The organism is Mesorhizobium sp. WSM4837 (genome assembly GCF_055811435.1).
In genome coordinates this window covers 14,057-35,412 of the sequence record NZ_JBVVQE010000004.1, presented here as the reverse complement: position 1 = coordinate 35,412, position 21,356 = coordinate 14,057, and the positions used below count along the sequence as shown (strand labels likewise).

The following is a 21,356-nucleotide window of genomic DNA, read 5'->3' as shown; positions in this document are numbered from 1 at the left end:
GAAACGGCTCAAGGAGACCACGACCATTCGCAGACCTTTCAAAGCAACGGCGCCCACCAAGGAGGGCCCGCGCTCCAACCGTGACATCCGGGTTCCCCGGGTCCAGCTTATCGACGCCGAAGGCCACAACCATGGCGATGTCTCCATCAACGACGCATTGCTGCTCGCCGAAGAGGCTGGGCTCGATCTGGTCGAGATATCGCCCAACGCAGTGCCGCCCGTCGTAAAAATTCTCGATCTCGGCAAGCTGAAATACGCCAACCAGAAGAAGGCGGCCGAGGCGCGCAAGAACCAGAAGGTCATCGAGATCAAAGAGATCAAGATGCGCCCGAACATCGATAGCCATGACTACGAGACCAAGATGAAAGCGGTCCGGCGGTTTTTCGAGGAAGGTGACAAGGTCAAGCTGACATTGCGCTTTCGCGGCCGCGAGATGGCGCATATGGAACTCGGCATGCAGCTTCTGAACAAGGTTCGCGAGGAAGTTGCACCGATCGCCAAAGTCGAAGCTGAACCGAAGCTCGAAGGCCGCCAGATGATGATGGTGCTGGCGCCCCGCTAAGCGATTCCGCTAAAGCGGTCCCGTCAAAGCAAAGGCCGCTTCGGCGGCCTTTTGTTTGTTTTTGTCTTCGCCATGATTTCTCCGCAAGTTGCATCGACAAGGATTCCGGTTGCCGGTCCTCGCGGCGAAAGGATTGTCTATGGCCGCTGCGGCACGTTCTCCGATTGAAAGATCGTTCGACGAAATGGGCCGCTATCAGCGGCGCCGGCGCGTCCTGCTGGCGCTGCTGATCGGTGCTTTTTGCGCTTTGCTGATCTTCGGCGGCTCCACGCACGATGAACTAGGCCACGAACGCATAGAGGGGCAGTACGGCATCGCCCTGATACTGATCGGGATCGGCGGCCGGCTCTGGTCGATCCTCTATATCGGCGGCCGCAAGTCGGCCGAACTGGTTGCTACCGGCCCATATTCGGTGATGCGCAACCCGCTGTATTTTTTCTCCACCATTGGGGCCGCCGGCATCGGCGCCCAGACCGGCAGCGTGATCGTCTCGGTGGCGTCGGCGGTTTTGTGCGCGGCCGCGTTCTACATCGTCACGCTGCGCGAGGAACGGCATTTGACGACCGTGCTCGGGGCGCCGTACAAGGACTACATCGCACGGGTGCCGCGGTTTTTTCCCAATCCCCGGATTTATCGCGATCAGGCCGAGGTCACCTTCACACCGCGCATTTTTAATCACACGCTGCGCGACGGCTTGATGTTCGTGGCTTCCGTACCGTTTTTCGAACTCATCGAGTCCGGACAGGAAAGCGGTGTAATTCCCGTCCTCTTCTGGCTGTATTGAACTGCGGATGCCGCGATCGCCGGCAAGTTCCTCGACGATTGGATTCCCGACATGCTCAATGAAGTTAAATCGGCGCAGGCCGAACAAGCGCAGGCCAGGCGTGCGCTGGGCAGGTATCAGCACGCGCGCAGGATGGTGCTTGCCGCCCTCGTGGTCGTCATGTTCGCAGCGCTGCTGTTTGGCCAGTCTGCTTTTCCTCCCGAAAGCGTGCCGCACGAAACGATCGAAATGGTCGGCGTCCTGCTGATCTTTCTTGGCATTGTCGGGCGCTTGTGGTCGACGCTCTATATCGGCGGACGCAAATCCTCCGAGGTGGTTACCGGCGGACCCTATTCGATCACCCGCAATCCGCTCTATGTCTTCTCCTCGATAGCTGCCGCCGGCGTCGGCGCGCAGATGGGCTCGATCACTGCGGCGATCGGCTTCGCGGTGATTTGCGCCGCCGCCTTTCATGTCGTCATCCTGCGCGAAGAGACGTTCCTGAAGGAGGCCTTCGGAACGCCATTCCAGGCCTATATGGCGCGAGTGCCGCGCTTCTTCCCGAAGCTTTCGCTGTATCAGGAAGGCAACACCGGCAGCTTCAAGCCGCGCCTGCTGCGGACGACGCTGCTGGACGGACTGGTGTTCCTCGTTGCCATGCCGTTTTTCGAATCGATCGACGCCGCCCAGCAATCGGGCATACTGCCGGTGCTGTTCCGTTTCCCATAGGCCCATTGTGTGTCGGCAAAGGGTGTGTCGGCACGAGGTGTTGCACGCCGGCCCGCTTTGACGTATAGCACCGCCGTTCCCAAAAACCGCCCGGCAGGGCATGCCGTGGCGGTTTCATTTGCTTTTCGGGCTTTGGTCGGCCTGAAGCGAACAAAAAGCGCGATGATGCGCACATAAACGGAGTAGCAAAATGCCCAAGATGAAGACCAAGTCAGCCGCCAAGAAGCGGTTCAAGATCACAGGTACGGGAAAAGTCCTGTCGGCTGCGGCCGGCAAGCGTCACGGCATGATCAAGCGTTCCAACAAGTTCATTCGAAATGCCCGCGGCACGATGGTTCTGGCTGAACCGGATGGCAAGAAGGTCATCAAGAATTTTCTGCCGAACGGCCTCTAAGGCATTCGGTCTGGACAAGTTTTAAGGAGATCATGACATGGCACGCGTAAAAAGAGGCGTCACCTCGCACGCCAAGCACAAAAAGGTCCTGAAAGCCGCCAAGGGTTTCTACGGCCGCCGCAAGAACACCATTCGCATCGCCAAGCAGGCGGTGGAAAAGTCGCTGCAGTATGCCTACCGCGACCGCAAGAACCGTAAGCGTTCGTTCCGCGCTCTGTGGATCCAGCGCATCAATGCCGCGACCCACGAGCATGGCCTGACCTATGGCCGGTTCATCGACGGTCTCAACAAGGCCGGCATCGAGATCGATCGCAAGGTCCTGTCGGACATGGCCATCCACGAGCCGCAGGCATTTGCCGCCCTTGTGGCCAAGGCCAAGGTCGCGCTCGAGTACCTCAAGAACACCACGCCGAACGCTTTTGAAAGCGCTGTAGCCTAACCAGCGCCTTCCCAAGCACATCGACACTTGATTTGGGAAACCCGCGCTGGCAGGGCTGGCGCGGGTTTTTCTTTGCCTTCAATCGAGTCTGAAACATGAGTGACATGGAAACTCTCGAAAATTCCCTGATGAGCGACATTTCGTCGGCCGCCGACGAGCAGGCGATCGAAGCCGTGCGTGTTTCAGCGCTCGGCAAGAAGGGCTCGGTCTCCGAAATGCTGAAGACGCTCGGCTCGATGAGCGCAGAAGAGCGCCAGATAAAAGGCCCGGCGATCAACGGTCTCAAGAACCGCATCACCGAGGCGCTTACCGTGCGCCGCGCCGAACTCAAGGACGCAGCGATCGCGGCACGGCTCGCGGCGGAAAAGGTCGACGTCACACTGCCGGTGCGGCAATCGCCGGCCGAGCGCGGCCGCATCCATCCGATCAGCCAGGTCAGCGACGAGATTGCCGCGATCTTCGGCGACCTCGGCTTTGCCATCGCCGAAGGTCCCGATATCGAGACCGATTACTACAATTTCACCGCGCTGAACTTCCCGGAAGGCCATCCGGCGCGCGAGATGCATGACACCTTCTTTTTCCAGCCGGACGAGAAGGGCGAGCGCAAGCTTTTGCGCACCCACACCTCGCCGGTGCAGATCCGCACCATGGAGGTGCAGAAGCCGCCGATCCGAATCGTCATTCCCGGAAAAACCTACCGCCAGGATTCCGATGCCACGCACTCGCCGATGTTCCATCAGGTCGAAGGGCTGGTGATCGACAGATCAGCCAACGTCGCCAACATGAAATGGGTGCTGGAGGAGTTCTGCAAGGCCTTCTTTGAGGTACGCCAGGTCAAGATGCGCTTCCGGCCGAGCTTCTTCCCGTTCACCGAACCCAGCATGGAGGTCGACATCCAGTGCGACCGTTCCCGGCCGGGCGAGGTGCGCTTTGGCGAAGGCTCCGACTGGATGGAAATCCTCGGCTGCGGCATGGTCCACCCCAATGTGCTGAGATATGGCGGGCTCGATCCCGACGAATATCAGGGCTTTGCCTGGGGCATGGGCATCGATCGCATCGCCATGCTGAAATACGGCATGCCGGACCTGCGCGCCTTCTTCGACGCCGATGTGCGCTGGCTGTCGCATTACGGCTTCCGGCCGCTCGACATGCCGACGCTGTTCGCAGGCTTGAGCACATGACAGCGGCCCACACCGGCGGCTGCCGCTGCGGCGCCGTGCGGTTCGAGGCTTCGGCCGAACCGCACCATGTCAGCTATTGCCATTGCGGCGATTGCCGGCGGGCCAGCGGCGCGCCGGTATCGGCCTTCGTCGGCTTCATCACCGAGCAGGTCGCCTTCACGGGTAAGGCGCTGAAGATGTTCGAGAACGGGCCGGTGACGCGCTCCTTTTGCGGCATCTGCGGCTCGCCGATCGCCTATGTCGATGAGCGGCTGGCCGACCACATCTACTTCATGCTCGGCGCCATGGACATGCCGGCCTATTTCAAGCCGACGCACCACGCCCATGTGCGCGAGCAGCTTCCCTTCGTGCACATGCCGGATGACTTGCCGAGACATCTGAAGACTAGCGTGCCCAGACCAGACGGAACACAGTCATGAAATTCACCCTCTCCTGGCTCAAGGACCACCTCGAGACCGACGCCTCGCTCAACGAGATCGTCGAGCGGCTGACCTCGATCGGCCTCGAAGTCGAGCATGTCGACGACAGATCGAGCCTAAAACCCTTCGTCATCGCCAAGGTGCTGGCGGCGGTGCAGCACCCCGATGCCGATCGGTTGCGCGTGCTGACGGTCGATACCGGCGACGGCAAGGCACCCGTGCAGGTTGTGTGTGGAGCGCCGAACGCCCGCGTGGGCCTGATAGGCGCCTTTGCAGCACCCGGCACCTATATTCCGGGCATCGACGTGACGCTGACGGTCGGCAAGATCAGGGGCGTCGAAAGCCACGGCATGATGTGCTCCGAGCGCGAGCTTGAGCTTTCCGAAGAGCATGACGGCATCATCGATCTGCCGGCCGATGCGCCGGTCGGCACCAGCTTCGCCGCCTATGCGCATCTCGACGATCCGGTCATAGAGATCAATTTGACGCCGAACCGTCCGGACGCGACCAGCGTCTACGGCATTGCCCGCGATCTGGCGGCGAGCGGGCTCGGCCGCCTCGTCGGCGGCGCGATCATGCCGCATGCCGGCAGCGGCATGTGCCCGGTGAAGGTGACGATCGAAGCCCCGGAGCTCTGCCCCGGCTTCGCCCTGAGATTGGTGAAAGGCGTGAACAACGGTCCGTCGCCGAAATGGCTGCAGCAGCGGCTGATCGCCATTGGACTTCGGCCGATCAGCGCGCTGGTCGATATCACAAATTTCGTCACCTTCGATCGCGGCCGGCCGCTGCATGTGTTCGACGCGAACAAGGTCGCCGGCAATCTTACCGTGCGCCGGGCGCGTGACGGTGAAAAGGTGCTGGCGCTTGACGGCCGCGAATACACGCTGACGCCTGACATGTGCGTGATAGCAGACCAGGACGGCGTCGAATCGATCGCCGGCATCATGGGCGGCGAACATTCCGGCTGCGACGAGAACACCACCGACGTGCTGATCGAATCGGCGCTGTGGGATCCGATCACCACGGCCCGCACCGGCCGCACGCTCGGCATCATCAGCGATGCGCGCTACCGGTTCGAGCGCGGCGTCGACCCGGAATTCATGGTGCCCGGCGTGGAACTGGCGACCAAGCTGGTGCTGGACTTCTGCGGCGGGACGCCGACAGAAACCGAAGTCCTCGGCTATGCCGGTCACGCGCCGAAGATCGTTTCCTTCCCGCTGTCGGAAGTGAGGCGGCTGACCGGCACAGAGGTGCCCATGGAGGAGAGCCTCGCCATTCTTTCGCGCCTCGGCTTCAAGCCGGACGGCGCGGGCGATGTCGTCGATGTGGCGGTGCCGTCCTGGCGGCCGGATGTCGACGGCAAGGCCGACCTGGTCGAGGAGGTCATGCGCATCCATGGCGTCGACAACATCGCCCCGCAGCCGCTCGGCGCGCATGATGCCGTCAACGCCAAGATCCTGACTGTCCTGCAGGTCCGCACCCGCGCCGCCAAGCGGGCGCTGGCGGTGCGCGGCATGATGGAGGCGGTCACCTGGTCGTTCATTCCGGCAAAACATGCCGAACTGTTCGGCGGCGGCCAGACCGCACTCAGGCTCGCCAATCCGATCGCTGCCGACATGTCCGACATGCGGCCGTCGCTGCTGCCAGGCCTGATCGCCGCCGCGCAGCGCAATGCCGACAAGGGCATCGGCGATGTAGCGCTGTTCGAAGTGTCCGGCACCTACGAGGGTGACGCGGCCGACCAGCAGCGGCGCGTCGCCGCCGGCGTGCGGCGCGGCACGGCCAAGCTCGAAGGCTCCAGCCGCCACTGGGCCGGCAATGCCGATCCGGTCGGCGTGTTCGACGCCAAGGCCGACGCGATCGCAGCACTTGAAGCCTGCGGTGCGCCGGTCGAGCGGCTGCAGATCGAGGCCGGCGGCCCAGCCTGGTATCATCCCGGCCGCTCCGGCACGATCAAGCTCGGGCCGAAGGTCATTTTGGGCACGTTCGGCGAGTTCCACCCGAAGACGCTGGAGGAACTCGACGTCTCCGGGCCGCTCTGCGGCTTCGAGGTTTTCCTCGATGCCGTGCCCGAGCCGAAGGCCAAGCCGACGCGGACAAAACCGAGACTGGAACTGTCCGCCTTCCAGGCGGTCAAGCGCGATTTCGCCTTCGTTGTCGACAAGGCGGTCGAAGCCGGCACGCTGACCCGCGCAGCCCTTGCCGCCGACAGGAAGCTGATCACCAACGTCTCGGTCTTCGATGTTTTCGAAGGGGCGTCACTCGGCGCAGCCAAGAAATCCATCGCCATTGAAGTGTCGATCCAGCCGGTCGAAAGGACGCTGACCGACGAGGATTTCGAGGCGCTGGCCAAGCGCATCGTCGAGAATGTGCATAAGCAGACCGGTGGCGTGCTCAGAGCCTGACGCTGCGAGCACATGGCGATCACTGTCGTGCCGTGGTGAGCCGAGTATTCTCCGCAGAAGTTGGCGGGACAGCGCCCTCTCTGTCCTGTCGGACATCTCCTCCGACAGGGGTGAGAATGGCTGTTTCGCCGTCCCGCCATCTTACGGCGTTAGCAGTTGGCGAAAGTGGGAGAGATCCAATCTCCCCACTTGAGGGGGAGATGTCCGGCAGGACAGAGGGGGGTGTCTCGCGCCCACGTCTCGCAATTGTTGCGCGGGGCTCGAAAAAGGCGCATCGAAACGCCCCGTTTCGATTACTCCGTAGATCACCGTTCATCCATTGACCAGCGCCAGCATTTCTTCGGTGTAGCGCTTGCCGACGACCTTCTCCGGCGACAGGGCGTCGCCAATGGCCGCCACCTCCGCCTGGCTCAGCGCAATCTGTGCTGCTGCCGCATTCTGCTCGAGATGGCGGATTTTTCGCGCACCGGGGATCGGCACGATGAAATCGCCCTGATGCAGCACCCAGGCGAGCGCCAGCTGCGCCGGCGTCACGCCCTTGTCCGCCGCCATTGTCTCCAGCGTGGCGACAACGGCCGCATTGGCGGCCATGGCGTCGGCCTGGAAGCGCGGTAGTCCACGCCGCCAGTCATCGGCACCGAGCACCTCTGGCTTGGCGATCGTTCCGGTCAGCAGGCCGCGGCCGAGCGGGCTGTAGGGGACAAAGCCGATGCCGAGTTCGCGGCAGACGGCGAACACCTCTTCCTCCGGATCGCGGCTCCACAGCGAATATTCGCTCTGCACGGCTGATATCCGATGCACCGCATGCGCCCGGCGAATGGTCACCGCGCTCGCCTCCGACAGGCCGAGCGCGCGCACCTTGCCCTCGCGCACCAGCTCGGCCATGGCGCCGACCGTATCCTCGATCGGCACATTGGGATCGACGCGATGCTGGTAGTACAGGTCGATCACCTCGGTGCCCAGCCGCTTCAATGACGCTTCGGCCACCGCCTTGACGTGTTCGGGGCGGCTGTCGACACCCGCCATGCGCTCGACGCCATTGCCTTCTTCAAGGATTTTGAAACCGAATTTCGTCGCGATCGTCACTTGGTCACGCACCGGCTTCAGCGCCTTGCCGAGCAGGATCTCATTCTCGTACGGGCCATAGACCTCGGCCGTGTCGAAGAAATTGACGCCGATATCGACGGCGCGGCGCAGTGTGGCGATCGCGTCCACCTCCGGCTGGCCGCCATAGCCGAAGCTCATCCCCATGCAGCCGAGGCCGACCGGATAGACGTCAAGTTCGTTTCCAAGCTTGCGGGTTTGCATCACGCGTCTCCTTGTTGTGATGCGACAGAGATAGCGCCTTGCACCGCGTTCTATAATCGGCTCTTACTCGCACGGGCTGTTCTAAAAGATAGATCAATGAACCGAACGCATCTCTCCCAACTTGCGGTGCTGGCAACCGTCGCCCAGTGCGGCAGCTTTCGCGGTGCGGCCAAGGAGCTTGGCATAGCGCCCTCCGCAGTCAGCCATGCGGTTTCCAGCCTGGAGGCGCGTCTTGGCGTGCGGCTCCTGGCGCGCAGCACGCGCAGCGTCGCCCCGACCGAGGAAGGCGCGCAGCTGCTCGAGCGGCTGAGGCCGGCGCTGTCGGAAATCGATCTGGCGCTGGAATCGGCGGTCGAGGCGCGCGACCGGCCGGCTGGCAATCTCCGGCTGACCGTGCCGCGCACCGCCGCCCACCTGGCGCTGACGCCGCGGCTCGGTGCCTTTGCATCGGCCTATCCCGACATCGTGCTGGAGATCGTCATCGAAGACCGCTTCACCGATGTGGTCGAAGGCGGCTTCGACGCCGGCGTCCGGCTCGGCGAGAGCCTGCAACGCGACATGATCGCTGTGCGCATCGGTCCAAACCTTCGCGGCGCCGTCGTCGGCGCGCCATCCTATTTCGCGACCATGCCCAGGCCGCGCCATCCACACGATCTCGTCGGTCACCGTTGCATCCGCTTCCGTTTCTCCAGCGGCATCCTCTACCGCTGGGAATTCGAGAAGGACGGCGAGGAGATCGAACTGGCGGTGCAAGGGCCGCTGATCCTCGACGAGGACCATCTGATCGCCAATGCGGCGGCCGACGGCGCTGGGCTTGCCTTCCTGTTCGAGGACTATGTCCGCGAGGCGTTGGCCACCGGCCGGCTCATTCGCGTGCTGGAAGACTGGTGCCCGCCCTTCGACGGTTTCTTCGCCTACTACCCGAGCCGCCGCCAGATGCGGCCGGCGCTGCGAGCCTTTGTCGATTTCTTCAAGATAGAAAGCCGGCTTGTAGGAGCGTCGTCGGCTTCGACATGACACATACAGGTAGAAGGGGATAGCCTTTGCAGGACCTGGTTTCCTCCCCCTTTGCGGAGACGAGGAACCCAAGCTCTGCGGAGGGCAGCGCCGGCATCCGAACAAGCCGCAGACGATCGGCTTGCTCGCTGCCATGCTTCGCATTGGCTTTTTTGCCGATTTCAGGCAAACCTCCACGCCTGCAATTTGAAGAGGGAGAAGCCTGATGTTCCGATGGGGTGTTTTGTCGACGGCCAAGATCGGCCGCGAGCATCTTTTGCCTGCAATGGTCGAGGCGGAGAACGGCGTGCTGTCGGCGATCGCCAGCCGCGACCTGTCGAAAGCCCGTGCCCTGGCCGATCGGTTCGGCGCCCCCCATGCCTTCGGCTCCTATGACGAGCTGCTCGCATCCAGGGATGTCGACGGCGTCTACATCCCGCTGCCGACCGCCCAGCATGTCGAATGGACCGCCAAGGCGATCGAGGCCGGCAAGCATGTTCTGGTCGAAAAGCCGCTGGCGCTCGACGCCAGGGACATTCCGCCGCTGATCAAGCTGCGCGACGCCAAAAACGTGCTGGTCTGCGAAGCCTTCATGGTCGTCTACCACCCGCAATGGGTCAAGGTGCGCGAGCTGATCGCCAACGGCGCCATCGGCCGGCTGCGCCATGTCCAGGGCGCGTTCTCCTACTACAATGTCGATCCCAAGAACATGCGCAACCAGCTCGACCTCGGTGGCGGCGCGCTGCCCGACATTGGCGTCTACCCGACGGTGTCGACGCGCTTTTCGACGGGCAAGGAGCCGCTGCGCGTCCAGGCGACGATCGAGCGCGACAAGACATTCGGCACCGACATCTACTCCTCGATCCGCGCCGATTTCGGCGACTTCGAATTGTCGTTCTATCTGTCGACGCAGATGGCGGCGCGGCAGGTGATGGTGTTCCACGGCGAGAAGGGCTTCATCGAGGTGCTTTCGCCGTTCAACGCCGGCATCTACGACCACCATCGCATCGAGCTGCACAACCAGAACCACAGCGAGGCGCAAGTGTTCCGCTTCCCCGGCATGCAGCAATACCGGCTGGAGGTCGAGGCCTTCGCGCGGGCGGCACAGGGCGGCACCGACCGCGTCTTCACGCTGGAAGAGTCCGTGCTCAACCAGAAGGTCATCGACGCCATCTTCCGCGCCGGCGAGAAGGAAGGCTGGGAGACGGTCTGACAATCGTCAGCCGGGGAGGAGAGCCGGGGGGAGAAAGTGGCTGACGATGCGGATGTGATCATTGTCGGCGCCGGCCTTGCCGGGCTCGTCGCGGCGGCCGAGCTGGCCGAGGCCGGCAAGAAGACCATCGTTGTCGACCAGGAGCCTGAACAGTCGCTCGGCGGCCAGGCGTTCTGGTCGCTTGGCGGCATCTTCCTCGTCGATTCGCCCGAGCAGCGGCGCATGCGCATCCGCGATTCGCATGATCTGGCGCTCGAGGACTGGCTTGGCACCGCCGCCTTCGACCGTGCGGAAGATTTTTGGCCGCGCCGCTGGGCCGAGGCCTATGTCGGCTTCGCCGCCGGCGAGAAGCGCTCCTGGCTGACGCAGCGCGGCATGAAGTTCTTCCCAATCGTCGGCTGGGCCGAGCGCGGCGGCGGCAACGCCGTCGGCCACGGCAATTCGGTGCCGCGCTTTCACGTCACCTGGGGCACCGGGCCGGGCGTGCTCGACCCGTTCGTACGGCGCGTGCGCGAGGCCGAGAATAGCGGGCTGATCCGATTCAAATTCCGCCACCGGGTCAACGAACTGACGCAGACAGGCGCCGCCGTGAATGGCGTGCGCGGCGACATGCTTGAGCCGAGCGATGTCGAGCGCGGCCGCAGGAGTTCGCGCGATATCGCCGGCGATTTCGAGCTCAAGGCGCAAGCGGTCATCGTCGCCTCCGGCGGCATCGGCGGCAATCCCGAGCTTGTCCGCAAAAACTGGCCGCAGCGGCTCGGCACGCCGCCCAAGTGCATGATCTCTGGCGTTCCCGACCATGTCGACGGCCGCATGCTGGCGATCACCGAACAGGCCGGGGGCAGCATCATCAACCGCGACCGCATGTGGCACTATGTCGAAGGCATCAGGAACTGGGCGCCGCTCTGGACCGACCATGCAATCCGCATCCTGCCCGGCCCGTCGTCGCTGTGGCTCGACGCCCGCGGCAAGCGCCTGCCGGTGCCGCTCTATCCCGGCTTCGACACGCTGGGCAGGCTCAGCCACATCATGAGCACCGGCTTCGATTATTCCTGGTTCATCCTGACCAAAAAGATCATCCAGAAGGAGTTCGCGCTGTCGGGCTCCGAGCAGAACCCCGACCTCACCGGAAAAAGCTGGCGCCAAGTGCTTGGCCGCGCCACATCGGGCGTTCCCGGTCCGGTAAAGGCGTTCATGGAGAAGGGCGAGGATTTCATCGTCGAGCCTGATTTGCCGGCGCTGGTCGCCCGCATGAACGCGCTTGTCGGCGGCGAGCCGCTGCTCGAACACGCGCAGGTCGAGCACGAAATCCGCGCCCGTGACCGGCAGCTCGACAATCCGTTCTCCAAGGATATGCAGATCACCGCCTTGCGCGGCGCCCGAGCCTATCTCGGCGACCGGCTGATCCGCACGGCCAAGCCGCACAAGATGCTCGACCCTGCCAATGGGCCGCTGATCGCGGTCAGGCTCAACATCCTGACCCGCAAGACGCTGGGCGGTTTGCAGACCGATCTCGACAGCCGCGTCCTGGGTACCGATGGCCAACCGGTCGAAGGATTGTACGCGGTTGGCGAAGCCGCCGGTTTCGGCGGCGGCGGCATGCATGGCTATGCGGCGCTGGAAGGGACGTTTCTTGGCGGCTGCATTTTTTCAGGCCGCAGCGCCGGCCGGGCGGCGTCGCGGGCAGTGGGGTAGGACCCTCACCAGATCCATTCGCCGCGTCCCAGAGCCGACACCGCGTCGATGATCCGGGAAAAGCTCGAGCGCGCACGACCGACCGTGTGCCGGCCTCTGAGATAGCCATGCACCAGCCCCGGCTCTTCGAACCAGTAGGCGTGACCCTCCTCCGCGACGAGGCGGTCGCGATAAGCCTCGCCGTCTGACGACAGCGGGTCGCATTGGGCGGTGATCAGCACAGTCGGCGGCAGATTGGCAAAATCGGCATCGGCCAGCGGCGACAGCGTGAGATCGCCGGTGCGGTCTTCGCCGCCGGTCCTGATATTCGTGTAGAAATCGAGGTCGCGGACCGTCAGCATCGGCGCCTCGGCATGGGTCACGTAAGAGCTTTGCGAGCGGTCGCCGCCAAGGCCGGGATAGATCAGCACCTGGCCGATCGGCCTTCGTGCATGGCCGCGCGTCGCATGGCTGACCGCGGCGGCAAGATTGCCGCCGGCGCTGTCGCCGCAAAGCAGGATCGGGCGCTTGTAGGTCGTCGCCGCCCATTCGAAGGCGCTGATGGCATCGTCGAAGCCGGCCGGATGCAGATGTTCCGGCGCCAGCCGGTAATCGACCGAAACCAGCTCATAGCCGGTGCGGCTGCAAAGCTCGGCGCAGAGGTCGTCATGGCTGTCGAGCCCGCCGAGGATATAACCGCCGCCATGGAAATAAAGCACCATCGCCGCCGCTTCCGGCGCGGGTGTGCGGTAGATGCGGATCGGGATGGGATGCGAAGGCGTGGCAATGGCGGTGGTCTCCGCCGTAACGTTGTCTGGGTGGCCGGCAGAGAATTCACGGCACATGCGGTCGTAGATGTCGCGCTGCTGATCGATCGTGTAGTCGATCGCATCAGGCGGATAGTAGGAATTGGTCCGCTCGATGAAGGCCCAGGTCTCGGCGTCGATCAGTTTTTTGTAGTCGGTCATGGACGCTGACCGGATCGCAACGAATTCGCCTGGACACCCCCCTCTGGCCTGCCCTGTTTGACAGAATTTGGCATCTCCCCCTCAAGGGGGGAGATTGGCAGCTTCGGCCTTGCAGCCCATCTTGCAATGTTGGAGATTGGCGAAAATCGAAGCGACATCCGATCTCCCCCCTTGAGGGGGAGATGGCCGGCAGGCCAGAGGGGGGTGTGACGGAGTGCCGTCATTTCAACAATACCTTCACTTCCCCTTCCACACTGGGTCGCGCTTTTCGGCAAAGGCGCGAAAACCCTCGAGATTGTCCTCCGAGCCGTACAGTGCGTCAACCGTCGGCAATTGGCGGCGCGTCACCCGGTTCATCGCGTCCTGGAAGGTGAGTGCTTCGGCGACCCGCGCCGTCTCCTTGATCGCGGCAAAGACCAGCGGCGGACCGCCGGCGAGCAGTCGTGCGATCTCCCAGACGCGATCCTCGAGCTTCTCCTTGGGCAGAACCTCGTTGACCAGACCCCAGCGATGCGCTTCGGCGACATCCATCCAGCGGCCGGTGAACAAAAGGTCCATGGCGACATGATAGGGAATGCGCTTCGGCAGCTTGATCGTCGCTGCATCGGCCAGCGTGCCGGCGCGAATTTCCGGCAGCGCAAAGGAGGAGTGATCCGACGCGTAGATGAGGTCGCAGGACAGCGCCAGCTCGAAGCCGCCGCCGACCGCCATGCCGTTGACGCAGGCGATGACTGGCTTGTTGAGATCGCGCAGCTCCTGCAGCCCGCCGAACCCGCCGACGCCATAGTCGCCGTCGACAGCATCGCCGCCGGCCGCGGCTTTCAGGTCCCAGCCGGCGCAGAAGAACTTGTCGCCGGCGGTCTTGACGATGGCGACCCGCAGATCCGGATCGTCGCGGAACGCCTTGAAGGTCTCGCCCATCAGCCGCGAGGTGTTCAGGTCGATAGCGTTGGCCTTGGGCCGATCGAGCGTGACTTCGAGGATCGTGCCCTCGCGGCGGGTGGTGATGACGTCAGACATTCTAGTTTTCTCCAAGTACCAGCAGCGCGTCGGCGATCCAGGCGCCTTTGCCTTGCGCGCAGACGATCAGCGGGTTGATGTCGAGCTCTTCGATCTCGCCGGCATTTTTCTGCACGAAGGCGGCGATGCCTGATATCGCCTCGATGGCCGCCGCGAGATCGGCCTTGGGCCGGCCGCGATAGCCTTCGAGCAGCGGGAACAATTTGAGCCGGCGCAATGCCGCCTCGATGTCGTCGCGGGTCGCCGGCAGCATCAGCGTGACGCTGTCGCGCAGCAGCTCGACCAGCACACCACCGGTGCCCAGCGTCATCACCGCGCCGAACATCGGGTCACGGGTGAAGCCGACGAGCAGTTCGGCGACGCCGTCGCGCACCATGCGCTCGACATAGAGGCCGGTGCCGAGCGCATCGAGATCATGGGCGGCCGTGCTGACGGATTCGGCGTCCCTGAGGTTGAGCCGAACCGCGTCAAGCTCGGATTTGTGGGTGACGCCCAAAGCCTTGAGCGCAACCGGAAAACCGAGCGCCATCGAGGAGATGACCGCCTCGACCGCATTGCCGGCGCGTTCACCGCTCGGCACGGGGAGCCCGGCCTCGATCAGCCGCGCTTTCGCCTCGGCCTCATCAGGCGTGACATGGTCGCCGGCCGGCGCCCCGGAAGCGGAGGTGTCGATCGGCTGCGCCTGCGGCTCGCGCCAGGCCCAGCCGATGAAGGCGGCCGCCTGGGCGGCGTCCATGGCTTCGGAAATGCCGAACAACGGCACCATGCCGCGTCCCATCAGCCCGGCGGTGTATTCCTCGGGCAGGTTTTCCGGCAGCGAGGAGACGATCGCGCCCTGCGCCTTGTTGGTCTTCAGCGCCGATTCGAAGGCGCGCAGCGTCGTCCACCAGTCGGTGTCGGAGCAGCGGTCGGGGCGCGGGAAATCGAGCACCAGCATGTTGAGGTCGAAGCCGCCCGACACCATGGCGGTGAAGGTGGCGGTCATCGCCGGCTCGTTGTTCCAGATGAAGGTGTGGTAGTCGAGCGGGTTGGCCACCGCAACCAGCGGCCCGAGCGTCGATTTGACGTGGGCGCGGTGGGTGTCGGTCAGCGCCGGGAAATTGACCCAGCGGCCTTCGGCGCTGTCGGCCATGACAGACGCTTCGCCGCCCGAACAGCTCATCGACGACAGCCGGTAGCCGGGCAGGGGGCCGGTGACGTGCAGTAGCTTGAGCGCCTCGATGAAGGCAGGGATGGAATCGACGCGGGCGATGCCGAGCCGCTTCAGGAAGGCGCCCGAGGCAGCGTCCGAGCCGGCCAAAGACGCGGTATGCGATACCGTTGCTTGCCGCGCCTGCTCGGAGCGGCCAACCTTCATGGCGATGATCGGTTTCTTCAGCTCTCGCGCCCGCGCGGCCAGCCTTTCGAAGCCGGCTACCGAATCGAACGCCTCGATATGCAGGCCGAGCGAAGTGACCCGATCGTCCTCGATCAGGCCGATCGCCATTTCCGAAAGGCCGGTCTGTGCCTGGTTGCCGGCGGTCATCAGAAAGGCGATCGGCAGGCCGCGCTTCTGCATCGTCATGTTGATGGCGATGTTCGACGACTGGGTGATGATGGCGACGCCGCGGCCGCCCTCGGCCAGCCTGATGCCGCCATGCTGGTCGGGCCATAAAAGCGCGCCGTCGGCATAATTGATCAGGCCGTAGCAGTTCGGCCCGATGATCGGCATCTGGCCCGCCGCAGCGACCAGTTCCGCCTGCAATCGCTCGCCATGCTCGTCATAAGCCTCGGTCTCGAGAAAGCCGGCGGCAAAGCAGACGGCGCCGCCGGCACCGCGCTCGGCCAGCGCCTTGACCACCTCGATGGTCGAATGCCGGTTGACGCCGACAAAGGCGGCGTCCGGGGCGCCGGGCAGGTCGGCCACCGAACGGTAGGCCTTGCGACCGGCGACTTCGTCCTTGGTCGGGTGCACCGGCCAGATCGCGCCGGCAAAGCCCATCTTGATCGACTGCGCGACGACGGCGGCGGCCTGTGCGCCGCCGAACACGGCAATCGTGCGCGGGCGCAAGAGGCGCTCAAGTTTGTGCATTTATCAGCCCCCGAACGGGCGCAGCAGCGCCCGTGAAATGATGTGGCGCTGGATTTCCGACGTGCCTTCCCAGATGCGCTCGACGCGGGCGTCGCGCCAGATGCGTTCCAGCGGCAGATCGTCCATCAGCCCCATGCCGCCATGGATCTGGATCGCCTCGTCGGCGACGAAGGCAAGCATCTCGGTGGCCTTCAGCTTGGCCATGGCCATGTCCTGATCGGTGACGGTGCCCTGATCGTACTTCCAGCCGGCTTCGAACACCATCAGGTCGGCCGCTTTCAGTTCTGTCGCCATATCGGCAAGCTTGAATGAAACGCCTTGGAACTTGCCGATCTGCTGGCCGAACTGCTGGCGCTGCGCGGCGTATTCAATCGCATGGCCAAGCGCCCGCTCGGCCCGGCCGAGACAGGTCGCGCCGACCTGCAGGCGGGTTGCGCCAAGCCACGAATTGGCGACGTCGAAACCCTTGTGGACCTCGCCCAGAACCTGGGCTCCGGATAGCCGGCAATCGTCGAATTCGAGGATGGCGTTGGTGTAACCGCGGTGCGAGACGTTGCGGTAGCCGTCACGCACCGTAAAACCCTTGGTGCCCTTGTCGACGAAGAAGGCGGTGATCTTCTTGCGTTTTCCACGCGGCGTCTCCTCTTCGCCCGAAGCCATGAAGACGATGGCGAAATCGGCAAGATCGGCATGGCTGATGAAGTGTTTGGTGCCGTTCAGCACCCAGTCGTCGCCGTCCTGAACCGCGGTCGCCTTCATGCCGCGCAGATCGGAGCCGGCGCCCGGCTCGGTCATCGCCAGGCAATCCCATTTCTCGCCGCGAATGCAGGGATAAAGATACTTTTCGCGCTGCTCCGGCGTGCCGGCCAAGAGGATGTTGGAAGGCCGCGCCACGCAGGTCCAGTGCAGCGCGTAATTGGCGCGGCCAAGTTCCTTTTCGTAAAGCAGCCAGGTCACCGTATCGAGGCCGGCGCCACCGACCTCCGCAGGCATGTTGGCTGCATAGAGCCCGGCTTCGATCGCCTTGGCCTTGATCTCATCGATCAGCTCGCGGCGCAGCACGCCGGTGCGCTCGACCTCGCGCTCATGCGGGTAAAGCTCGTTCTCGACGAAGGCGCGCGTCGTCTCGACGATCAGTTTCTGTTCCTCGGAGAGGCCAAAATCCATGGTCTCAGCCTTTCTTCTTTTTCTTCGGCTTTTCGGCCTTGGCCTTCTCGGCCGACTTGGAGGCGGTGGGCTTCTTCGCCGCAAGCTTGGCGAGCTGCTTCGTATAGTCCTTGTGCAAGGCGCCGGCGCCCCAGCCCCTGCCTTTGTTCTGCTTCGAGAGCGCATCCATGATGGCGACCAGATTGTCGTCGCGGATCTTTTCGAGTTCGCGGATCGACAGGCCATCCGCCTGATCGTCCGACTGCGTGGCGATCAGGTCGACCAGTTCGTCGTTGAACTCCGGCACATCCATCAGCTTGGTCCACGGCCATTTCAGGCACGGCCCGAACTGCGCCATGAAATGGCGCATGCCGGCCTCGCCGCCGGCGACGCGGTAGACCTGGAACATGCCCATCTGCGCCCAGCGCAGGCCGAAGCCATAGCGTATGATGTCGTCGAGTTCCTCGACCGTGCAGATGCCGTCCTTGATCAGCCACAGCGCCTCGCGCCATGCCGCCTCCAGCAGGCGGTCGCCGACGAACGCCTCGATCTCCTTGCGGATCACCACCGGTTTCATGCCGATCGAGGCGTACATCTCCTTGGCGACCTCGATCGCTTCGGGAAAGGTCTGCTCGCCGCCGACGATCTCGACCAGCGGCAGCAAATAGACCGGGTTGAATGGATGGCCGACGACCAGCCGTTCCGGATGCTTCTTCATCGCCACCTGCATGTCGGTCGGCTTGATGCCGGAGGTCGAGGAGCCGACGATGGCATTGGCCGGCGCATAGAGGTCGATCTCGGCCAGCACGCGGTGTTTCAGGTCGAGCCGTTCCGGCACGCTTTCCTGGACGAAATCGGCAGCGGCGACGGCGTCGGCAATGGTCTTGGCAAAGGTCAATTTGCCTTCTTTTGGCAGGCCGTCGGGCAGCATCTGCTTGTAGGCGCGGCGCGCGCCTTTCATCACTTCGCCGACCTTGCGCGCGGCTTCGGGGTCGGGATCGAAAATCGACACGTCGATGCCGTTCAAGAGCAGTCGCGCCACCCAGCCGGCGCCGATGACGCCGCCGCCGATTGCAGCTGCCTTGGTGATGATGCTCATGCGGAGGCTCCGGTTCTTGTCCTGGCTTTTTCCAGGTCGATGAGAGGCACGCGCTCGCCGGCGCGGATCACGGTGGGGTCATAGGCCCTGCGCGCAAACACCTCGAGCACGAAGGGCCGGAAGAAGTCGATCGGCAACGTCTCGTAGTCGGGGTCGAAGCTCGACTGGTCCCAGCGCTCACAGAACTGGTCGCAATCGTCGAAATAAAGGTGGCCGGCGAAACGGTCGCGCGCATGCGGATTGCCGCCGAGATGGTGGGCGTAATAGAGGCGCTGGAAGTCGCCGTGCTTTTCCACAACCCAGGTGCACTGCTCGCGCACGAAAGGTTTTAGGACCGAAGCTGCATATTCGTCGTGATTGTACGGTGCGTAGACGTCGCCGATGTCGTGCAGCAGGGCGCAGACGATCCAGTCGGTGTCGGCGCCGTCGCGCCATGCGCGCGTCGCCGCCTGCAGCGAATGGCCGAGCCGGGTGATCTTGTAGCCGGACAGGCCTTCGTCGAGTTGGACAAGCGCGTCAAGCAGCCGTTCGCCGGTCTTCGCCGCATAGTCGATCTCGTGCTCGGTGAGGAACGCGTAATCGTCGCGGTCGCCATCCTTCATTGCGGTGAATTTCACGGTCTTCATCGGCGGCTCCTCCCTACCGATTGCTTGTTCAAAGCGGCGCGCGCTTTGTCAAATTGAGCTTCTTGCGCACTTCATCGGGGCCGATGACCCTTGCGCCCATGTTCGACACGATGCTGACCGCCCGCTCGACCAGCTGCGCATTGGTTGCCAGCACGCCCTTGTCGAGCCAGAGATTGTCCTCGAGCCCGACGCGGACATTGCCGCCGGCCAGCACCGCGGCGGCGGCATAGGCCATCTGGTTGCGGCCGATGGAGAACGCCGACCAGGTCCAACCTGACGGCACATTGTTGACCATCGCCATAAAAGTGTTGAGATCGTCCGGCGCGCCCCATGGCACGCCCATGCACAACTGCACGAGAGCATCCGGGTCCAGCACCTTTTCCTCGACCAGTTGCTTGGCAAACCACAGATGGCCGGTGTCGAAGGCCTCGATCTCCGGCTTGACGCCAAGCGCCGTCATCATGCCGCCCATGGCGCGCAGCATGCCTGGCGTGTTGGTCATGACATAGTCGGCCTCGGCGAAATTCATGGTGCCGCAGTCGAGCGTGCATATCTCCGGCAGGCACTGGCGCACATGTTCCACGCGGTTGGTGGCGCCGCCCATATCGGTGGCTTTCTCGTTCAGCGGCAGCGGGTTTTCCGGCGAGCCGAACACCATGTCGCCGCCCATGCCGGCGGTCAGGTTCAGCACCACGTCGACGTCTGCCGCACGGATGCGCTCGGTCACTTCGCGATAAAGCTGCACGTCGCGGCGCGGCCGGCCGGTTTCGGGGTCGCGCACATGGCAGTGGACGATCGCCGCACCCGCCTTTGCCGCGTCGATGGCCGAATCGGCGATCTGCTTGGGCGAGCGCGGCACATGCGGGCTGCGGTCTTGCGAGCTGCCGGACCCGGTTATGGCACAGGTAATGAAGACCTCACGGTTCATCGCAAGCGGCATCGACTTTTCTCCCAATCAGCACAGATGGCCCCGATCAAACATGGATCCAATCGAACAGATGGCAACAATGCCTGACTTGCCGGAAACTGTTTTGCATTTTACGAAGTGCGTATGATGAAAAACGAAAAGTCGTCGATCTTTCGCGCCGAACGGTTGCCGCTCAAGGTGACGCTGCTGGTGTTTTCCGGGTCGTCGATCATGTGCGTGGCCTCGGCCGTCGATCCGCTGCGCGCCGCCAACCGTTTGGCCGGCGAGCCGCTGTTCTTTTTTCGGCTGGTTGCGGTCCCCGGCGACGCGCCGGCCACCACATGCGGCCTGCCGGTTGCGGTCAGCGGCCGCTTCGATGCGGCGGATACGACGGATGTGCTTGTCGTCGTCGCCGGTTTCGGCACGCAGAACTATGCCACGTCGGCCCTGCTTGCCGGCCTGCGCCGAGCGGGGCGCGCCGCACGCGCCTGCGGCGGCGTCGAAGCCGGTACCTGGCTGGTCGCCCGCGCCGGTCTGCTGGAAGGGCGCAGCGCCACCACCCATTGGGAGGACATGGAGGATTTCTCCTCGGCCTTTCCCGAGGTCGACGTTCGCCCCGACCGCTATGTCATCGACGGGCCGGTCTTCACCTCCGGTGGCGCTTCGCCGACCTTCGACCTGATGCTGCATCTGATCCGCACGCGGCTCGGCATGGCGGTCGCGCTCGATGTGGCAAGCGTCTTCATCTACGACCAGGCACGCGCCGCGACCGACGCGCAGCCTTTGGTCTCGCTCGGCCGCCTCGACGGCTACGATCCGCGGCTTGCGCAAGCCATCCGGCTGATGGAAACCCACGTCGACCAGCCCTTGACCATCGCCGCGGTGGCAAAGCGTGCCGGGGTGACGGCACGTACGCTGGAAAGCATCTTTCGCAAGTCGATCGGCGAGACGCCGGGCGCCTATTATCTCAGGCTGCGGCTGGGTGCAGCGCGCCGGCTGGTGGTCGACACGCGCGTGGCCATGGCCGATATTGCCGGGCGAACGGGGTTCTCGTCCGCCGCGGCATTTTCCAGGGCGTTCTCAAGAGCTTTCGGCGAAGCGCCGGTCAGGCTGCGCAGGAGATAGTCGGGTCAGGCAGCGTCCTGGCGGTCGCTTTTGCCGTCGATCTGCGAGCGCATCTGTCTCGCAAGGTGGGTCTCGAAGCGGCTGGCGACCGCGCGGTCCCATTCGTTTGCACCGCGCGCGCCATCCTTCGGATGCGGCAGCGCCATCAGCCGGTCGATGATCGATCCCTCGCCAGATGAGAGCAGGGCGTCGATTTCGCGTTCGTGCTGCATATCGGTTCGCCTCCTTCTTTCTGTTCCCGCCACGAACCACATATACAAGATTCGTGACGGCTGTTTGAAGGCAAGAGCGAGGCGATTGAGGGGCGGTGC

The 21,356-nt window shown here is 63.9% G+C and carries 21 protein-coding genes; 12 read left to right on the top strand and 9 right to left on the bottom strand.

Annotated elements, in window-relative coordinates; genetic code table 11:
* The first annotated feature begins 25 nt into the window (after nucleotides 1–25).
* The 8 genes from infC (at nucleotide 26) to pheT (ending at nucleotide 6,892) form a co-directional block, all read left to right on the top strand.
* Complete coding sequence (infC, locus tag AC0L3D_RS03430) at nucleotides 26–562, top strand: translation initiation factor IF-3 (protein ID WP_077374810.1); 537 nt, start codon at nucleotides 26–28, stop codon at nucleotides 560–562.
* A 139-nt stretch (nucleotides 563–701) separates the two neighbouring features.
* The gene (locus AC0L3D_RS03425) at nucleotides 702–1,346 is read left to right on the top strand and encodes a methyltransferase family protein (RefSeq protein WP_473643131.1); all 645 of its coding nucleotides are present in this window, start codon (nucleotides 702–704) and stop codon (nucleotides 1,344–1,346) included.
* A 51-nt stretch (nucleotides 1,347–1,397) separates the two neighbouring features.
* The gene (locus AC0L3D_RS03420) at nucleotides 1,398–2,054 is read left to right on the top strand and encodes a methyltransferase family protein (RefSeq protein ID WP_287171451.1); all 657 of its coding nucleotides are present in this window, start codon (nucleotides 1,398–1,400) and stop codon (nucleotides 2,052–2,054) included.
* 190 nt (nucleotides 2,055–2,244) lie between these two features.
* The gene (rpmI, locus tag AC0L3D_RS03415) at nucleotides 2,245–2,448 is read left to right on the top strand and encodes a 50S ribosomal protein L35 (protein WP_006201248.1); all 204 of its coding nucleotides are present in this window, start codon (nucleotides 2,245–2,247) and stop codon (nucleotides 2,446–2,448) included.
* A 37-nt stretch (nucleotides 2,449–2,485) separates the two neighbouring features.
* Nucleotides 2,486–2,887, top strand: coding sequence for a 50S ribosomal protein L20 (gene rplT, locus AC0L3D_RS03410; RefSeq protein ID WP_023796882.1), 402 nt, complete (start codon nucleotides 2,486–2,488; stop codon nucleotides 2,885–2,887).
* A 95-nt stretch (nucleotides 2,888–2,982) separates the two neighbouring features.
* On the top strand, nucleotides 2,983–4,068 hold the full coding sequence (gene pheS / locus AC0L3D_RS03405) for a phenylalanine--tRNA ligase subunit alpha (RefSeq protein ID WP_287226637.1): 1,086 nt from the start codon (nucleotides 2,983–2,985) through the stop codon (nucleotides 4,066–4,068).
* Nucleotides 4,065–4,487: a GFA family protein gene (locus AC0L3D_RS03400; protein WP_027152017.1), complete on the top strand. Its 423-nt coding sequence runs from the start codon at nucleotides 4,065–4,067 to the stop codon at nucleotides 4,485–4,487. The genes pheS and AC0L3D_RS03400 overlap by 4 nt, the downstream gene beginning before the upstream one ends.
* The gene (gene pheT, locus AC0L3D_RS03395; protein WP_473643129.1) at nucleotides 4,484–6,892 is read left to right on the top strand and encodes a phenylalanine--tRNA ligase subunit beta; all 2,409 of its coding nucleotides are present in this window, start codon (nucleotides 4,484–4,486) and stop codon (nucleotides 6,890–6,892) included. The genes AC0L3D_RS03400 and pheT overlap by 4 nt, the downstream gene beginning before the upstream one ends.
* Before the next feature lie 312 nt (nucleotides 6,893–7,204).
* Here pheT and AC0L3D_RS03390 read toward each other — a convergent pair whose 3' ends face one another.
* Nucleotides 7,205–8,200 carry an aldo/keto reductase gene (locus AC0L3D_RS03390; RefSeq protein WP_473643128.1) on the bottom strand — a complete coding sequence of 332 codons (996 nt, stop codon included), beginning with the start codon at nucleotides 8,198–8,200 and terminating at the stop codon, nucleotides 7,205–7,207.
* A 96-nt stretch (nucleotides 8,201–8,296) separates the two neighbouring features.
* On the opposite strand from AC0L3D_RS03390, the gene AC0L3D_RS03385 reads away from it, so the two are divergent.
* The 3 genes from AC0L3D_RS03385 to AC0L3D_RS03375 all read left to right on the top strand — a co-directional run bounded on the left by AC0L3D_RS03385 (nucleotide 8,297) and on the right by AC0L3D_RS03375 (nucleotide 12,104).
* Nucleotides 8,297–9,217, top strand: a complete 921-nt coding sequence (locus AC0L3D_RS03385) for a LysR family transcriptional regulator (protein ID WP_023796877.1) — start codon at nucleotides 8,297–8,299, stop codon at nucleotides 9,215–9,217.
* Nucleotides 9,218–9,422: 205 nt separating this feature from the next.
* The gene (locus AC0L3D_RS03380) at nucleotides 9,423–10,409 is read left to right on the top strand and encodes a Gfo/Idh/MocA family protein (protein WP_091592606.1); all 987 of its coding nucleotides are present in this window, start codon (nucleotides 9,423–9,425) and stop codon (nucleotides 10,407–10,409) included.
* Between the two features lie 36 nt (nucleotides 10,410–10,445).
* On the top strand, nucleotides 10,446–12,104 hold the full coding sequence (locus AC0L3D_RS03375) for an FAD-binding dehydrogenase (RefSeq protein WP_473643126.1): 1,659 nt from the start codon (nucleotides 10,446–10,448) through the stop codon (nucleotides 12,102–12,104).
* A 5-nt stretch (nucleotides 12,105–12,109) separates the two neighbouring features.
* On the opposite strand, the gene AC0L3D_RS03370 is transcribed toward AC0L3D_RS03375, so the two are convergent.
* The 7 genes from AC0L3D_RS03370 to bcoG all read right to left on the bottom strand — a co-directional run bounded on the left by AC0L3D_RS03370 (nucleotide 12,110) and on the right by bcoG (nucleotide 19,953).
* On the bottom strand, nucleotides 12,110–13,051 hold the full coding sequence (locus tag AC0L3D_RS03370; protein WP_128170373.1) for an alpha/beta hydrolase: 942 nt from the start codon (nucleotides 13,049–13,051) through the stop codon (nucleotides 12,110–12,112).
* A gap of 237 nt (nucleotides 13,052–13,288) precedes the next feature.
* Nucleotides 13,289–14,071: a carnitinyl-CoA dehydratase gene (locus tag AC0L3D_RS03365; protein ID WP_091592612.1), complete on the bottom strand. Its 783-nt coding sequence runs from the start codon at nucleotides 14,069–14,071 to the stop codon at nucleotides 13,289–13,291.
* Between the two features lies 1 nt (nucleotide 14,072).
* Nucleotides 14,073–16,142 (bottom strand): acetate--CoA ligase family protein, encoded by a 2,070-nt coding sequence (locus tag AC0L3D_RS03360; RefSeq protein WP_473643124.1) that lies wholly within the window; start codon nucleotides 16,140–16,142, stop codon nucleotides 14,073–14,075.
* A 3-nt stretch (nucleotides 16,143–16,145) separates the two neighbouring features.
* On the bottom strand, nucleotides 16,146–17,309 hold the full coding sequence (locus AC0L3D_RS03355; RefSeq protein WP_287171441.1) for an acyl-CoA dehydrogenase family protein: 1,164 nt from the start codon (nucleotides 17,307–17,309) through the stop codon (nucleotides 16,146–16,148).
* A 4-nt stretch (nucleotides 17,310–17,313) separates the two neighbouring features.
* Nucleotides 17,314–18,387 carry a 3-hydroxyacyl-CoA dehydrogenase NAD-binding domain-containing protein gene (locus AC0L3D_RS03350; RefSeq protein WP_473643123.1) on the bottom strand — a complete coding sequence of 358 codons (1,074 nt, stop codon included), beginning with the start codon at nucleotides 18,385–18,387 and terminating at the stop codon, nucleotides 17,314–17,316.
* Nucleotides 18,384–19,013, bottom strand: a complete 630-nt coding sequence (locus tag AC0L3D_RS03345) for an HD domain-containing protein (protein ID WP_287226659.1) — start codon at nucleotides 19,011–19,013, stop codon at nucleotides 18,384–18,386. Before AC0L3D_RS03345 ends, AC0L3D_RS03350 begins: the two co-directional genes overlap by 4 nt.
* Nucleotides 19,014–19,041: 28 nt before the next feature.
* The gene (gene bcoG, locus AC0L3D_RS03340; RefSeq protein WP_023796869.1) at nucleotides 19,042–19,953 is read right to left on the bottom strand and encodes a 3-dehydrocarnitine:acetyl-CoA trimethylamine transferase BcoG; all 912 of its coding nucleotides are present in this window, start codon (nucleotides 19,951–19,953) and stop codon (nucleotides 19,042–19,044) included.
* Nucleotides 19,954–20,064: 111 nt separating this feature from the next.
* Here bcoG and AC0L3D_RS03335 point away from each other — a divergent pair, with 111 nt between their 5' ends.
* Complete coding sequence (locus tag AC0L3D_RS03335) at nucleotides 20,065–21,045, top strand: GlxA family transcriptional regulator (protein WP_473643121.1); 981 nt, start codon at nucleotides 20,065–20,067, stop codon at nucleotides 21,043–21,045.
* A gap of 5 nt (nucleotides 21,046–21,050) precedes the next feature.
* On the opposite strand, the gene AC0L3D_RS03330 is transcribed toward AC0L3D_RS03335, so the two are convergent.
* Nucleotides 21,051–21,257, bottom strand: a complete 207-nt coding sequence (locus tag AC0L3D_RS03330; protein WP_023796867.1) for a hypothetical protein — start codon at nucleotides 21,255–21,257, stop codon at nucleotides 21,051–21,053.
* Between the last annotated feature and the right edge of the window lie 99 nt (nucleotides 21,258–21,356).

Coding starts and splice junctions, on each gene's coding strand:
- AC0L3D_RS03390 (WP_473643128.1), bottom strand. CDS start 8,200: ATGCAAACCCGCAAGCTTGGAAACGAACTTGACGTCTATCCGGTCGGC.
- AC0L3D_RS03425 (WP_473643131.1), top strand. CDS start 702: ATGGCCGCTGCGGCACGTTCTCCGATTGAAAGATCGTTCGACGAAATG.
- AC0L3D_RS03360 (WP_473643124.1), bottom strand. CDS start 16,142: ATGCACAAACTTGAGCGCCTCTTGCGCCCGCGCACGATTGCCGTGTTC.
- AC0L3D_RS03370 (WP_128170373.1), bottom strand. CDS start 13,051: ATGACCGACTACAAAAAACTGATCGACGCCGAGACCTGGGCCTTCATC.
- rplT (WP_023796882.1), top strand. CDS start 2,486: ATGGCACGCGTAAAAAGAGGCGTCACCTCGCACGCCAAGCACAAAAAG.
- AC0L3D_RS03420 (WP_287171451.1), top strand. CDS start 1,398: ATGCTCAATGAAGTTAAATCGGCGCAGGCCGAACAAGCGCAGGCCAGG.
- AC0L3D_RS03380 (WP_091592606.1), top strand. CDS start 9,423: ATGTTCCGATGGGGTGTTTTGTCGACGGCCAAGATCGGCCGCGAGCAT.
- AC0L3D_RS03365 (WP_091592612.1), bottom strand. CDS start 14,071: ATGTCTGACGTCATCACCACCCGCCGCGAGGGCACGATCCTCGAAGTC.
- AC0L3D_RS03385 (WP_023796877.1), top strand. CDS start 8,297: ATGAACCGAACGCATCTCTCCCAACTTGCGGTGCTGGCAACCGTCGCC.
- AC0L3D_RS03345 (WP_287226659.1), bottom strand. CDS start 19,013: ATGAAGACCGTGAAATTCACCGCAATGAAGGATGGCGACCGCGACGAT.
- rpmI (WP_006201248.1), top strand. CDS start 2,245: ATGCCCAAGATGAAGACCAAGTCAGCCGCCAAGAAGCGGTTCAAGATC.
- AC0L3D_RS03355 (WP_287171441.1), bottom strand. CDS start 17,309: ATGGATTTTGGCCTCTCCGAGGAACAGAAACTGATCGTCGAGACGACG.
- AC0L3D_RS03335 (WP_473643121.1), top strand. CDS start 20,065: ATGATGAAAAACGAAAAGTCGTCGATCTTTCGCGCCGAACGGTTGCCG.
- AC0L3D_RS03330 (WP_023796867.1), bottom strand. CDS start 21,257: ATGCAGCACGAACGCGAAATCGACGCCCTGCTCTCATCTGGCGAGGGA.
- bcoG (WP_023796869.1), bottom strand. CDS start 19,953: ATGCCGCTTGCGATGAACCGTGAGGTCTTCATTACCTGTGCCATAACC.
- pheT (WP_473643129.1), top strand. CDS start 4,484: ATGAAATTCACCCTCTCCTGGCTCAAGGACCACCTCGAGACCGACGCC.
- pheS (WP_287226637.1), top strand. CDS start 2,983: ATGAGTGACATGGAAACTCTCGAAAATTCCCTGATGAGCGACATTTCG.
- AC0L3D_RS03350 (WP_473643123.1), bottom strand. CDS start 18,387: ATGAGCATCATCACCAAGGCAGCTGCAATCGGCGGCGGCGTCATCGGC.
- AC0L3D_RS03400 (WP_027152017.1), top strand. CDS start 4,065: ATGACAGCGGCCCACACCGGCGGCTGCCGCTGCGGCGCCGTGCGGTTC.